The sequence below is a fragment of the Pseudomonas sp. Kh14 genome (assembly GCF_900291005.1).
In the GTDB taxonomy this organism is placed as follows: domain Bacteria; phylum Pseudomonadota; class Gammaproteobacteria; order Pseudomonadales; family Pseudomonadaceae; genus Aquipseudomonas; species Aquipseudomonas alloputida.
In genome coordinates this window covers 1-14,361 of sequence record NZ_OLKJ01000029.1, presented here as the reverse complement: position 1 = coordinate 14,361, position 14,361 = coordinate 1, and the positions used below count along the sequence as shown (strand labels likewise).

At 61.0% G+C, this 14,361-nt stretch carries 13 protein-coding genes; 4 read left to right on the top strand and 9 right to left on the bottom strand.

The window, feature by feature from the left end; genetic code table 11:
• The first annotated feature begins 4 nt into the window (after window positions 1–4).
• Entirely contained in the window at window positions 5–2,605 is a 2,601-nt protein-coding gene (locus tag FQ668_RS14820) for a cellulase family glycosylhydrolase (protein WP_026031952.1), read from the top strand.
• Window positions 2,606–2,710: 105 nt separating this feature from the next.
• Window positions 2,711–3,676: a UDP-glucose 4-epimerase GalE gene (gene galE, locus FQ668_RS14815; RefSeq protein WP_014591040.1), complete on the top strand. Its 966-nt coding sequence runs from the start codon at window positions 2,711–2,713 to the stop codon at window positions 3,674–3,676.
• 62 nt (window positions 3,677–3,738) lie between these two features.
• Here galE and FQ668_RS14810 read toward each other — a convergent pair whose 3' ends face one another.
• The 9 genes from FQ668_RS14810 to FQ668_RS14775 all read right to left on the bottom strand — a co-directional run bounded on the left by FQ668_RS14810 (window position 3,739) and on the right by FQ668_RS14775 (window position 12,108).
• A complete protein-coding gene (locus FQ668_RS14810; protein ID WP_014591041.1) occupies window positions 3,739–4,545 on the bottom strand; it encodes a CpsD/CapB family tyrosine-protein kinase in 807 nt (268 codons plus the stop codon).
• 11 nt (window positions 4,546–4,556) lie between these two features.
• The gene (locus FQ668_RS14805; protein ID WP_014591042.1) at window positions 4,557–6,119 is read right to left on the bottom strand and encodes a Wzz/FepE/Etk N-terminal domain-containing protein; all 1,563 of its coding nucleotides are present in this window, start codon (window positions 6,117–6,119) and stop codon (window positions 4,557–4,559) included.
• 19 nt (window positions 6,120–6,138) lie between these two features.
• Window positions 6,139–7,254, bottom strand: coding sequence for a hypothetical protein (locus tag FQ668_RS14800; RefSeq protein WP_019438668.1), 1,116 nt, complete (start codon window positions 7,252–7,254; stop codon window positions 6,139–6,141).
• Between the two features lie 24 nt (window positions 7,255–7,278).
• A complete protein-coding gene (locus FQ668_RS14795) occupies window positions 7,279–7,836 on the bottom strand; it encodes a polysaccharide biosynthesis/export family protein (protein ID WP_014591044.1) in 558 nt (185 codons plus the stop codon).
• A gap of 264 nt (window positions 7,837–8,100) precedes the next feature.
• On the bottom strand, window positions 8,101–8,277 hold the full coding sequence (gene eppA / locus FQ668_RS28555; protein WP_014591045.1) for an EPS-associated small membrane protein EppA: 177 nt from the start codon (window positions 8,275–8,277) through the stop codon (window positions 8,101–8,103).
• 248 nt (window positions 8,278–8,525) lie between these two features.
• A complete protein-coding gene (locus tag FQ668_RS14790; protein ID WP_014591046.1) occupies window positions 8,526–9,068 on the bottom strand; it encodes a helix-turn-helix domain-containing protein in 543 nt (180 codons plus the stop codon).
• 76 nt (window positions 9,069–9,144) lie between these two features.
• Window positions 9,145–10,563 (bottom strand): short-chain fatty acid transporter, encoded by a 1,419-nt coding sequence (locus tag FQ668_RS14785; protein ID WP_004576289.1) that lies wholly within the window; start codon window positions 10,561–10,563, stop codon window positions 9,145–9,147.
• A gap of 154 nt (window positions 10,564–10,717) precedes the next feature.
• Window positions 10,718–11,374 carry a CoA transferase subunit B gene (locus FQ668_RS14780; RefSeq protein WP_004576290.1) on the bottom strand — a complete coding sequence of 219 codons (657 nt, stop codon included), beginning with the start codon at window positions 11,372–11,374 and terminating at the stop codon, window positions 10,718–10,720.
• 35 nt (window positions 11,375–11,409) lie between these two features.
• Window positions 11,410–12,108, bottom strand: a complete 699-nt coding sequence (locus tag FQ668_RS14775; RefSeq protein ID WP_004374230.1) for a CoA transferase subunit A — start codon at window positions 12,106–12,108, stop codon at window positions 11,410–11,412.
• A gap of 140 nt (window positions 12,109–12,248) precedes the next feature.
• Here FQ668_RS14775 and FQ668_RS14770 point away from each other — a divergent pair, with 140 nt between their 5' ends.
• Complete coding sequence (locus tag FQ668_RS14770; protein WP_010954013.1) at window positions 12,249–13,154, top strand: LysR family transcriptional regulator; 906 nt, start codon at window positions 12,249–12,251, stop codon at window positions 13,152–13,154.
• Window positions 13,142–13,963: an aldo/keto reductase gene (locus FQ668_RS14765; RefSeq protein ID WP_019438669.1), complete on the top strand. Its 822-nt coding sequence runs from the start codon at window positions 13,142–13,144 to the stop codon at window positions 13,961–13,963. The genes FQ668_RS14770 and FQ668_RS14765 overlap by 13 nt, the downstream gene beginning before the upstream one ends.
• Window positions 13,964–14,361: the final 398 nt, after the last annotated feature.

Sequence of the window (14,361 nt, the reverse complement as noted above, 5' to 3'; positions counted from 1 at the left end):
GTTCATGAATAGGCTGTCCCTGCGTCATTACGTGCGCCTTTCGGCCATTGCCGGCCTGGCCCTGCTGCCGCTGGCCAGCTGGGCTTCCGACTGGCAGGTCAGTGTCGATGAGCAAAATGGCTTGCCTAGCGTGACACACGGCGGTGGCCCGGTCATGAAGGCCAAATTCGATTTCTGGGCTGCCAACTGGAGCTGGACCGGTTTCTATACCGACTTCAAGGTCAATGGCCCTTACCACTACACGCTGCGGGGCAAGAACAAGGAGCTGGACTTCGACCTGCAGGCTGACATCCGCAAGGAACAGGCGCAAACCCTGAGCTGGGCCTTCGACCTCGACGCCCACAGCCGCCAGAGCGGTGTCATGGGTGGCGGCATGGTGTTCCAGTTCGACCCGGCACAAATCGCCGGCGACATGGGGGCCCCGCAGTTGCTGCCCGACAATCGCGGCTGGACGTGGGGCAAGGCTGACCAGGGGCGACGCATCGAAATGCGCTTCGACCCGCCACTGGCCAAGGTCTATTTCGAGCGCGGCAACCCGTCCGAGCTGCGCGCATTCCTCTACAAGGACCCGATCAGCGCCGGCCGCCAGCAGCTCAAGGCCGTGCTCAACGTGACCGGCGACATCGAACTCGGCCCGACGCCCACCGAGCGCTTCGGCCTGGCAGACCCCGCCAAGTGGCCTGATGACCAACTGGACTGGCGCACCTCGCCGGTGGACCTGTCGTTCCTCAACGCAGGGGAAAGACCCGCCGGCAAGCGTGGCTTCGTCAAGGCGGTGGGCGACCAGTTGATGTTCGCCGACAACACCCCAATACGCTTCTGGGGCACCAACCTGTCGGCCTACTCGCTGTTCAAAAGCCCCGACGACGAAATACGCCAACAGGCCAAACGCCTCTCGGCACTGGGTTTCAACCTGGTGCGCCTGCATCACCACGACTCGCCCTGGGTCAGCCCCAACGTCTTTGGCGACGGCACCTTGGTGCGCGATACCCAGCAGCTCAGCGCCCAATCGCTGCGCAAGCTCGACCTGTGGATCAAGTCACTCAAGGACGAAGGCATCTACATCTGGCTGGACATGCATGTGCAGCGTGCGTTTACCGCCAACGACCACATCGAAGACTTCAAGGAGCTGCCCGAGCAGGATGGTCGCGTCGACCTGAAGGGTTACGCCTACGTGAACGACAGTATCCAGCAAGCGATGAAACGCTTCGCCGAGCAGTACCTGACCCATGTGAACGAATACACGGGCCTGGCCTACAAGGACGACCCCGCCATCGCCGCCGTGCTGATCACCAACGAGAATGACCTGACCCAGCATTACGGCAACGCCCTGATGCCGAACAAGGATGTACCACGCCACAGCGCGCGCTACATGACGGCGGCCAAGGCCTTTGCCAAACAGTTTGACCTACCCGCCGACCTGACCTGGCGTGCCTGGGAGCATGGGCCGTCGAAGCTGTTGCTCAACGAGCTGGAACAACGCTTCAATGCCGACATGATCGCCCACTTGCGCAGCGTGGGCGTGAAAGTCCCCATTGCTACCACCAGCACCTGGGGCGGCAATGGGCTTAGCGCACTGCCGGCACTGAGCGTTGGTGATGTCATCGACGCCCACAGCTACGGCGACGCAGGCCAACTGGAGAAGAACCCGCTGACCAGCGACGGCATGATCGACTGGATTGCTGCCGCCCAGGTCGTCGGCAAACCGCTGACCGTTACCGAGTGGAACGCCGAGCCCTTCCCGCTGCCGGACCGTCACTCGCTACCCATTTACATCGCCGGCACTGCCAGCCACCAAGGCTGGGACGCCATGCTGCAATACGCCTACAGCCAACAAGCATTCAACCCAGGTTGGCGCACGGCGGACAACTGGCACGCGTACAACGACCCAGCGATGATCGCCACCCTGCCCGCCGCTGCCCTGCTCTATCGCCGTGCGGACGTAAGACCAGCCACCACTCGCTACGTGTTCGCACCGACACCTGCCACCCTTTACAACCAGGAAATCACCCCGCGTAACTCACCGCTGCTGCGCACGGCCATGGAAAAGGGCCAGTTGCAGATCGCCCTGCCACACACGCCGCAATTGCCCTGGCTGAAACCCGCGCCTATCCCGGCAGACGCGCAGGTGCTGCACGACCCGGGGCAAGCGCTGCTGGCCGCCGATGCCACCGAGTCGGTGACCGATACAGGCGAGCTCAGGCGCAACTGGCAACAAGGCATCTACACCATCGACACGCCACTGACCCAAGCCGCCAGCGGCTGGCTGGGCGGCCGCCCGATCAACCTGGGTGCCATTCAGATACAAACGAAAACGCCTTACGCCAGCGTCGTGGTCCAGAGCCTGGACGGCAAGCCACTGGGCCAGTCGCGCGAGCTTCTGCTGTCACTGGGCACCCGTGCCATGCCCAAGGCCGATGACAAGACGCCGTTCAATGTCGAGCCCCTTGAAGGCCGCCTGGACATCAAGGCGCCCGCCGGCCTGAAACTGTTCGCCCGCGATGCACGGGAACAGCCGAAGCCGCTGCCGGTGGCCTACAAGGATGGGCAATACACCATTACCTTCGACGGTACCTACATGTCCAACTGGCTATTCTTGAAATAGAGCATATGGCCATCTACGCTCAGGTCACCTGTAGCTGATCATCCCACCTGCACGTGTCAGGGAGTGTTCACTGCGTCTGTAAACAGCAGATTCCAGGAGGTGGGGATGAAATATCTGGTTGTGGGTGGTGCGGGCTACATTGGCTCGCACATGGTCAAGCACCTGCTCGCCGCCGGCCATGAAGTGCTGGTGGCGGACCTGGTCTCACCTGGGCCCGGTATCCAGTGGGCCAAGCTCGACATCGCCGACGAAGCCGCACTGGACGTGCTGTTTGGCGTTTGCCGCTTCGATGCGGTGTTCCACTTCGCCTCGTTCATTCAAGTGGGCGAGTCGGTCAGTGCCCCCGGCAAGTACTACCAGAACAATGTCGCAGCCACCCTTTCCCTGCTGCAGGCCATGGTCAATGCCGGCATCAGGCACCTGGTGTTTTCTTCGAGTGCCGCCGTATACGGCAACCCGCAGTACGTGCCGATAGATGAAGCACACACCAAGGGGCCGATCAACCCGTATGGGTTGAGCAAATGGATGGTCGAGCAGATTCTTGAGGACTTCGACCGGGCCTATGGTTTGAAGTCGGTATGCCTGCGCTACTTCAATGCAGCGGGCGCTGACCCGGAAGGCCAGCTAGGCGAGCGTCATGAACCGGAAACCCATCTGATCCCGTTGATCCTGCAGGCTGCATCTGGCCGGCGTGAGGCGGTGACAGTGTTTGGTCGCGACTACGACACACCGGATGGCACCTGCATACGCGACTACGTGCATGTGGCAGACCTGGCGGCGGCCCATGCACTGGCAGTGGATTATTTACTGGACGGTGGCGAGCGTGCCGCGTTCAACCTGGGCAATGGCCTGGGCTTTTCGGTGCAACAGGTGATCGATACGGCCCGGGCAGTGACCGGGCGACAGATCAATGCCCTTGACGCACCGCGTCGCGCCGGCGACCCGCCACGGCTGGTGGCGGATGCGAGCAAAGCCATGCAGGTGCTGGGCTGGCGCCCGGCATTCGCCTCGCTGGAGCAGATTGTTCGGCATGCGTGGCAGTGGGAGTTGCAGTATCCCTGGAGGCGCTGAGTTGGCCTCATAGCCTTCAGGCGCAGCACAAGGCTGCGCCTAAAAGCGTATTGCCAGAAAGATCAGTAATAGGTGCGCGGCTGTTCGTCAGCCTTGTTCAACACTGTCCCGATCAGGTTCACCGTGCCCAGGTGATGCAGGCAATCCTCGATTTCCTTCTTGTTGTTCATTCCGTTGGCCACCACCAGCAACACGCAGTCGAACTTGGGCATCACGGTGATCGCATCGTCCGAGCTGAGCAGCGGTGGCAAATCGAAAATGCAGATGCGCGATTCGTAGCGGTTGCGCAAATCGCCAATCAGGTTGTTCACCTTGGGCGAGGACAGCATCTCGGTCGACAGGGGCACGGGTACCCGCGTTGGCAGCACCACGAAGCGCGGCAAGGTGGGGTTGACCAGGCAGTCCTGCAACTCGGCCTTGTCCGACAGAAACTCGTTCAGTGCCTGCTCCATGGGCAGGCCCAGGTAACTGCCGACCTTGGGCCGGCGCAGGTCGAAGTCCACCAGTAACGCAGTCTTGGTGGTGTGGTGGGCAATACTCATGGCCAGGTTGATCGCCAGCATGGTCTTGCCCGCTTCTGGCGTTGGCGAGGTGATGGCCAAGGTACGCCAGCCGTTCTCGTCCATGGCCCTGAGCACCTGCGTACGCAACAGGTCGATCGGCCCGTTCATGTTGGAGTTCTTGTTGTACGCCACGATGCGGTTACGCTCCAGGTGGTCTGCACGCAGCGGCACCACCTTGGTGTTCACGTAATCGAACTGACCCGGCACTTCGGCCAGCGCCGTACCGGGGGCGGGAGACAGTGCCTGGGGAGTACCCGGGGTTACCTGATGAATATTGTTGCCAACAGCCGGCTTGATCCTGTCCATCACTGCTTTCCCTATACAAACCGAGACATGACTTTGTACAACAGCACATCCAGTGGCATGTAGAACACGTGCACCAGCCCTATCATGATAGCTGCCAGCGCCAGTGCCGCCAGGATCAGGTGATTGCGCCAGCGTTTGCGTCGGGCTACGTCGGCCCGGGTATCGATATAGGGCAGTGCCACCAGCACCCGTTTGCCCAGCAGGTTTTCCAGGGCGCCAACGCCGCGCACGCGCTGATTGAGCATTTCCAGCAGCATCACCAGCGCACCGCCACCGGCCGGCGCAAGCACCAGGCCCAGCGCAGCGATTTTCTTGCGGTTAGGCTTGATCGGCTTCTCAGGCAACAGAGGAGGCTCCAGCAGCACAAAGCGTTCAGCCTTGTTTTCCTGCTCGAGGCTTTCGGTAATCTTTGCGCCCATTTCCTTGGCACGAATCTCTTCGTATTTCTTGCGCGCGTTGTCGTGGTCACGCATCAAGGTCACCAGGCCACGCTCGACTTGCGGCGCCTCTAGGATCTCGGCTTCATAGCCTTCCATTTTCCGGGTCAGCTCACGCTTTTGCTCTGCCAGCGAAGCAATACGCACCTGCGCGGCACTCATCTTGGCGCGGACACGGGCCGCGTCGAGGCTGACCGTGGACGCTGCCGCAGCGCGACCACCACTGGCTTCGAGCGCCTGGATCTTGCGCTTGACCGCCACGACATCCGGGTGGGCGTCCTTGTAGCGGGTCAGCAGCTGCGCGTATTCGGCTTTCAGGCTTGGCAGGTCTTCGGGCAGGTCGGCACGCGTTGGCCGGGTGCCTTCGGCAACCTTGGTGGCAAGGCCGGCATTGGCCGCAGACAGCTCCAGTTCCAGGTAGCGCAGCTCTTCCTGGGCAGCCTTGTAATCACGGTCGACCTCACGGAATTCCAGCTCCGCCCGCGACAGCATGTTCATGCGCAGGGTCTGGTGCTCGGGCAAGGCATTGGCATGGGCCTGCTTGAAATCGGCCAGCTGGTTTTCCAGGCTGGCCAGCTCGGCACCCAGCTTATTGGCTTCCTGCGTGAGGAATTCGGTGGTTTCGTTGGCCCGCTCGGTGCGCTGCTTGAGGTTTTCGTTGAGGAACAGCGTCACCAGTTCATCGGCGACTTCCTTGGCTACTTGTGGCTGTTTGTGCTCGAACGACACATTGAACGCCACGGTCGCTTCACCACGACCGCGCACGAAGGTGGTAAGGGTTTCGACCACGATCGCGTTGCGCATCTGGTCGATCCTGTCGCTTTCGCTGAAGCGCTTGTCAGCGAAGAGGTCGTACTTGCCGATGATGCGCAGCAGGTTGTCGCGGGTCATCACCCGTTGGCGAATCACCTCGATGCGCTCATCGGCAAAGCTGGTGTTGTTGGTCGACACCAGCTCAGGCGAAATCTGCTGCGACTCCACCAGAATGGTGCCGGTCGACTGGTAGATCGGCGGCACCATCAACGCGACGGCCACGGTCGCGGCTAGAATGACTGCGGCACTCACCCCTAACACCAGGGCCCTGTCCTTGATAATGGCGATGTAATCTCTGAGGGAGAGCTCGTAGTCAGACTTCATAGGGCCACCTGCCTGCAGTTCAGATGTCGGGGTACCTGTACGTCAACGTCAAACCAACGATCGTAGCGGTCGCATCCGGTACATGGTCCTGCTGCCGTTCCTTGTACATCAGCGACAGGCGCAGGTCCCAGTAAGGCGAAAACTGGCGGCTGGCCCATACGCTGTAAGTCTGCAGCGTGTTGGGCGACTGCCCTTTGCTGTCTTGCCACGCGGCGTCGGCGCCGACCCGGGACAACTCGGTCAGCGCATAGCTCCACACACCACGCACCTGGTCCAGTTCGGCGAAGCCGCCTTCGGCACTTGCCACCGTGCTGCGCTCGGCGGTGAGGCTGGCGTCGGCACGCGGGCCGGTATACAGCAACGCAACCCCACCCTCCCCGCGCCGGCCGCCGTCGTCACCTGACACTTGGTTGACGCCAACATGGGCATCGGCGCTCAAGCCTTCGGCAAGCTGGTATTTAATGCCGACTGCCGGGCTGTAGCTGTTGGAAGCGGTCGCGGTAAGGTCCTCTTCGGGCTCATAGCGCCGGGCACCGAAACGGGTATACAGGTCAGCCCGCTCACTCCAGGCGTAAGTCCAGGTAAAGACGTTCGCCAGTTCGTCGTAGCCCGTCAGCGTGCTGATGTCGTAACGGGCACGGCTGTAGGTGGTTTCGTTGCTCAAGGTACTGCGCTCGGTCACCGCCTGGCTCCAGTTGCCAGTCAAGGTGTAAAGCTTCTGCGTACCGTCGGTGGTAATCACCCCGGTATCCAGTACTGTCCCCGACAACGTCGAGCTTTCGTTGTAGCGCCCCACCAGGCCGAACCGCCCCCGCTCGGTGGTGCGCTGCCAACCTAGGCTGATATCAGGGTCTTCACGGTCATCGACGATATCCGTATCGGACGAGCGCAGCACATGCATGCCAAGCCCCAACCTCAATTCGTCACGGTCGAAAGTACCAATCAGGGTGTAATCCGGCGCGATGATCGTGCGCGTTATGCCCTTTTCCCCCGAGGTCAACAGCAATGGGTTGCTGTCGTATTCGACGGATGTCGGTACCACCACCGTAGACTGCCAATTTGCCGCCAGTACCGCGTCCGTGAACGGCAAGACCAAGATTGCCGTTGCAATGCGAGTTGTTCTAAGAAGAGGCATTAAATGTTCTTATTAAAGGCAAGATCAAGGAACGACCAGCGTATCGCCAGCCTGAAGTTGGATGTTGGTGGACATGTCCCGGCCAGACACCAGGTCCTTATATCGCACGGGCAGGATCTTTTGGGAAGCACCGGTGCCGCGGACCACCTTGATTTCGCTTTCATCTGCAAACTTGTCCAGGCCACCCGACATGCTCAGCGCCTGCAATACCGCCGTAGGGCCTGCCATTTGCACGGGCCCGGGTTTGATCACTTTACCCTGTACATAGACCATGTTGCCGGCAATGCTTTTGACGACAACGCTGACGTTAGGGTCGGGGAGGTATTTTTCGAGTTTGGCAGCGACCTGCTTTTCGACTGCCGTCACGTCCAGCCCGGCGACATCGATGCGCCCGGCCAGGGGGAAGGTGATACTGCCATCGGGAAGTACGGTGGCTTCTTGACGCAGGCTGTCTTCCTGCCACACCGATACCATCACCACATCGCCGGGGCTGAGCAGGTAGGCAGCACTGCTCTGGTCGGCGTTACCGGCGCCAGACCACACCGTCAGCATGCAGAAAGCGGCAAACATTGAACGCACCATGAGGGTCCCTCCGGCCAAATGGCCCGACAAAGAGCACTGAATGAGAACAACACACCAACTCTCGCTCCGCTTCACGGCGCACTGCTGCCGCGATGGCCTCGACCTTCCTGGAGGCCCTTGCCTTGACGCTGCAGACGTGGCTGCAACGCCTTGTAAATGTTGGTCCTACGGGCTACTGGGAATATAGCAACGGTTGGAGAATTCACAAGCCATGCCTGTGGCTTCGCGGCAAGGAGCAGTCACTTCAGGTACAAGGCAGCCGGTTCAGATCTTTCTGCGGTTGGCAACGGCAACAAAACCGACCACAGCAAAGGCAAAGAACCAGCCAGCAGTTGAAACAGGAATGATACTGTTCTGATTTATATACGAATCTGCCGCGCCGGCAGCACCACTTAGCATCACCAGCAAGAACATCGATTTGATTATCAGAGTCGTGCGCATACTCCCCTCCTAAAAACAGGAAAATCAATGAGTTATTAGAGCGGTGCTGCGGGTGTTGTTACATGTTTGATTTGAGCTTATGGGCACAATGACACTACGTCAATGATTCGACACCATAATAAAATTCAATGGGCGATGGGCGCATTCGTCAAAAAAACGGCATGCAGAATATGCAAGGGAGGGATGATGCGATGAACATGTCGTTTCACAGCTGATAACACGTGGGGGCATGATTGCCCCCTGCGCTTTCATTCGTCTGCGTGGTGAACCACAACCAGTAACTGCGCCGGTGTCACACCTACCGAGCGCAGCCGGTGCGGCGTCTGGGCGTTGAAATGCAGGGCGTCGCCCTGCTCCAGCAACACCCGCTCACTCATGAAATCCACTTCCACCTGGCCTGCGTGAACAAACAGGAACTCTTCGCCCTGGTGTTCCTTGAACGTAGGGTCGCTGAACTCGGACGGCGGCTGAATCAGAAACGGCAGCAGGCTGCGCTGGCCAACCTGACTGGTGAGGGCCGCGTACCCCGGCCCTTGCCCATCGCCAACCAGGGCCTGGCGCTCGGTACGGCGCACCAGGCTGTAGCGGCTCTGCCCGGCCTGTTCTTCGGCGAACAGCTCTTCGACATTGACGTTCAGTGCCCTCGCCAGTTTCAGCGCCGCAGCGATCGAGGGCGTGTTGAGGCCGCGCTCGACCTTGGACAGGTAGCTTTTGGTCATGCCAGTCTTTTCGGCCAGCATTTCCAGGGTCATCCCCAGTTTCTTACGCAGCAGTTTCAATCGGATAGACATGTGACGCGGGTTTCCCAGGCTGAGGCAGCCATGATACGCGTCTGAAAGCTGACGCCAAGCCTCCAGGGACTTTGAATCAAGGCATCACCGGCGGCACGTACTGCAGCGTTGTACCCAGCGCCCACAGCAACACCAGCACCAACGGCACATGCACCAGCAATTGCACGAACGAGAAACCGATCAGGTCGCGCGCCTTGAGCCCCAGCACGCCCAGCAGCGGCAGCATGTAGAACGGGTTGATCAGGTTCGGCAAGGCTTCGGCCGCGTTGTAGATCTGCACCGCCCACCCCAGGTGGTACTGCAGGTCGTTGGCCACCAGCATCACGTAAGGGGCCTCGATGATCCACTTGCCGCCGCCTGAAGGGATGAAGAAGCCCAGCACCGCCGAATACACGCCCATCAGCACGGCATACGTGTCATGGGTGGCAATCTGGGTGAAGAACAGTGAAATATGGTGGGCCAGCGTCTGTTCATCGACGCCCTTCACCTGGGTGAGGATGGCAGCGATCGAACCATACAGCGGGAACTGGATCAGCACACCGGTGGTGGTCGGTACCGCACGCGCCACCGCGTCAAGGAAGCTGCGTGGGCGCCAGTGCAGCAAAGCACCGAGCATGATGAACAACAGGTTGTAGGTGTTGAGCCCCGAGATGGCGGTAATCGCAGGTTTTGTCGCAAACTCCTGATACAGCCAGCCAGCAGCCAAGGCCACCAACAGCAGGATCAGGATCGGGCTGTGTTCCAGCCACTCCCCCGGGCGCGTGCGTTGCGGCGCGGGTGGCGCTGTGAAGCTGGGGTCGACACCGCAGTCTTCTGCGCTACGTGCGCTGTTCGGGCCCGGAGCGGTGGCGTAGGCGATCACCAGCGAGACCACCACCAGCGCCGCCAACATCACGCCGGACTGCCAGAGAAAGATGGTTTCGGTAAAGGGGATCACCCCGGTTATCGACAGGATTGAAGGTGGCAGGCTGGCCGGGTTTGCCTGCAGCTGCGCCGCCGAGGATGACAGGCCCAACGCCCACACCGCACCCAGCCCCAGGTAAGCGGCCGCACCCGCAGCGCGGTAGTCCATCTTCAGGTCGGTGCGCCTTGCCAGGGCGCGCACCAACAAACCTCCAAACACCAGCGACAGCCCCCAGTTGAGCAAAGAGGCCAGCATCGAGATCAGTGCTACCCAGCACACTGCCGAGCGCCCATTGCCGGGGATGCGCGCCAGGCGATCGATCAGCCTTGCGGCGGGTGGCGAGCTGGCCACCACATAACCGCCGATGACCACGAAGGCCATCTGCATGGTGAACGGTATCAGGCTCCAGAAACCGTCGCCAAACGCCTTGGCGGTGTCGGTCGGTTTGGCGCCCATGGCCAGTGCGCCGATACACACCAACAGCACCGCCAGCGCGGCAAACACCCAGGAGTCGGGGAACCAGCGTTCAGCCCAGTTGGAGCAGCGCAAGGCAAAGCGCGCGGAGCGGCTGTCTTGAATTTCAGCGGCCACGGTTGAATTCCTTTTATTGGTTTTATGGGATGAAGCGGTATTGCCAGGCAACGCAAAAAACCTGTTGGAACGGGTTTACCCGCGAATGCGGCGGTCAATGTACCGACGCACTCGCGGGTAAACCCGCTCCAACAGGGTGGGATCACGTCATGCCTTAGAAGGTCATTTCCTTCACATCATCCGGCACGATCAGTTTGCCGGCGGTTTTCTCGATGATTTCCTCGACGCTGACCCCAGGCGCGGTCTCGCGCAGAATGAAGGCGCCGTCTTCGATTTCCAGGTAGGCCAGGTCGGTCAGCACCTTGCGGATGCAGCCCGCACCGGTCAGCGGCAGGCTGCACTGTGGCAGCAACTTGGACTCGCCGTCCTTGGAGGCGTGGGTCATGGTAACGATGATGTTGTCGGCGCCGGCCACCAGGTCCATGGCCCCGCCCATGCCCTTGACCAGCTTGCCCGGAATCATCCACGAGGCGATATTGCCCTGCACGTCCACCTCGAAAGCCCCCAGGACGGTCAGGTCGACGTGGCCGCCACGGATCATGGCGAACGATTGTGCCGAATCGAAAATCGAGGCACCGCGGCGGGCGGTGACAGTTTGCTTGCCGGCGTTGATCATGTCGGCATCGAGGGTACTTTCAGTGGGGAATTCGCCCATGCCGAGCAAGCCGTTTTCCGATTGCAGCATCACATCCATGTCGGCGGGTACATAGTTGGCCACCAAGGTGGGAATGCCGATGCCCAGATTGACGTAGTAACCGTCCTTCAGTTCACGGGCAACGCGTTGCGCCATCTGTTCGCGGGTCAGTGCCATGGTCAGGATCTCTTTATTGTTCGGGTGGATGGCGCTCAGGCCTTGACGGTGCGCTTTTCGATACGCTTTTCGAAGGTGCCGACGATGACACGGTCCACGTAGATGCCCGGGGTGTGGATTTCGCTTGGCAGCAGCACGCCAGGCTCGACGATTTCTTCCACTTCGACCACGGTGATCTTGCCGGCGGTGGCCGCCAGCGGGTTGAAGTTTTGCGCAGTGTTGCGGTACACCACGTTGCCGTAGTGGTCGGCCTTCCAGCCCTTGACGATGGCGAAGTCACCGGTGATGGATTCTTCCAGGATGTACTTGCGGCCCTTGAACTCGCGGACTTCCTTACCGTCGGCAACCGGGGTGCCATAGCCGGTGGCGGTGTAGAACGCCGGAATGCCGGCACCACCTGCGCGCATTTTTTCGGCGAGGGTGCCCTGTGGGGTCAGTTCCACTTCCAGCTCGCCACTGAGCAACTGGCGTTCGAACTCGGCGTTTTCGCCCACGTAGGAGGCGATCATCTTGCGAATTTGCCGGTCTTCCAGCAACACGCCCAGACCAAAACCGTCAACGCCGCAGTTGTTGGAGACCACGGTCAGGCCCTTGACGCCGCGCCGCTTGATTTCGCTGATAAGGTTTTCCGGGATGCCGCACAGGCCGAAACCACCGGCCAGTACCGTCATGTTGTCGGTCAGGCCTTCGAGGGCCTGCTCATAGGTTGCAACGCGCTTGTCCAGTCCGGCCATGCTGATCCGCCTTTTGTAGTTGTTTAACCGACGAGGCTGTCGGTGAGCGTGTGCAGACATCTTCACCGCAAGCGACTGATTTGTTAATTTTGTTTTCGTCATCGATTGATAATTTTTACAAAACAAACGATAGGCCCGACATGAACGTCAAACAACTGCGCGCCTTTGTCGCCGTGGCCAAGTACCAGAGCTTTGCCCAGGCCGGTGAACACCTGCACGTTTCGCAACCGGCACTGAGCCTGACCATCAAGGCGCTGGAAGAAAACCTCGGCGGCGCCCTGCTCAGCCGCACCACGCGCAGCGTAAGCCTGACTGCCGAAGGCGAAGTGCTGCTGCCACTGGCACGCCGCCTGCTGGCCGACTGGGACGACACCGAAGAGATGCTGCGCCAGCGCTTTACCCTGCAATTGGGCCGTGTTTCGGTGGCGGCCATGCCGGCTTTTGCCGGCAACCTGTTGCCCCACTCGCTCAAGGTGTTTCGCCAGCGCTACCCCAAGGTCAACGTCACGGTGCACGACGTGATCAACGAACAGGTACAGGAACTGGTACGCCATCGTCGCGTCGAACTGGGCATCGGCTTCGAGCCGGATAACATCGATGGGCTGGACTTCCACCCGTTGTACATGGACCGCTTCGTTGCCGTAGTGGCCGCCGACTCGCCCTTGGCGCTGCTGCCCCAGGTCAGCTGGGCACAGCTGATGGCCGAAGATTTCGTGGCCCTGCAACGACCTTCGGCGGTGCGCCTGCTGATGGAGCAGAATGTGGCGGCCCGCCACGGCAAGCTGGCAGTCGCGTTCGAAAGCCACCAGCTGACGACCATCGGCCGCATGGTGGCCAGCGGCCTGGGGGTCAGTGCCGTGCCGGCGCTGTGCATCAACCAGATGCAGGAGCTGGGTGCCCGCTGCGTCACCTTGGTCGAGCCCACTGTCGAGCGGCGCATCGGCGTGATTGCCCTCAGCGAGCACAAGCTTTCCACTGCAGCGCAAGCACTGCTTGAGGTGCTTCTTTCCAATACCCGGATCCCGGAGGTGACATGCGTTACGTAAATCTGGCAGGCACGAGTGTTCCAGCCATCGGCCAAGGCACCTGGTACATGGGCGAAGACCCAGGTCGCAAGGCTGCCGAAGTCGCGGCGCTGCAACAGGGCATCGAGCTGGGCCTGAACCTGATCGACACCGCCGAGATGTATGCCGAAGGGGGGGCAGAAGAGGTCGTTGGCCAAGCCATTGCCGGGCGCCGCGACCAGGTATTTCTGGTCAGCAAGGTCTACCCGCACAATGCCGGCCTGCGCGGCATGGCGGCTGCCTGCGAACGCAGCCTCACACGCCTGGGCACTGATTGCATCGACCTGTACCTGCTGCACTGGCGTGGTCAGCACCCGCTGGAGGAAACCGTCGAGGGCTTCGAGCGCTTGCGCGAGCAGGGCAAGATCAAGCGTTGGGGCGTGTCCAACTTTGACGTCGACGACCTGCGCGAACTGCACAACCCTGATTGTGCCACCAACCAGGTGTTGTATAACCCGGCCCAGCGCGGCATCGAATTCGACTTGCTACCGTGGTGCGAAAAACGTGGCTTGCCATCCATGGCCTACTGCCCGCTGGCTCAGGCCGGGCGCTTGTTGCAGCACCCGGTGCTGGCGGAAATCGCCGAGCGCCATGGCGCCACACCGGCCCAGGTGTGCCTGGCCTGGGTGACCCGCGATGACGGCGTGATCGCCATCCCCAAGGCGGTGACACCCGAGCACGTGCGGCTCAATGCGGCGGCGGGAGCGCTGACCTTGACCGGTGAAGACCTGCGGGCGATCGACCGGGCGTTCCCTGCACCGACGCGCAAGCAGCGGTTGGCGATGGTGTAGGCGAGCACAAGCTGGGCCAGTAGACGACCTCTGTGGGAGCGGGCATGCCCGCGAACACCGGCAAGGCCGGTGCCCTGCAACGCGGTGGCTGCTTCGCGGGCTCGCCCGCTCCCACAGACCGCGCAAGTACCGAGCGTTGAGCAACTGCGCCACCACCGCCCGCCGCTGCCGTTCGCCAAGCGCAATCTGGACCAGGACGCGACCTTTGGGAGCAACTGTCTTGCTCAATTTCTAAAAGCTGGCGCGATCCCTGTGGGAGCGGCCCTATCGCGACACAAGGCCGCTCCCACAGGGTGGACTGCCCCCAAGAAGTTGGACACTAATCCAACCCTTGGGGGATCTATGGGTAAGTACACCGAGCAATTCAAGCTCACAGCGATCACAGCCTACCTGGACGG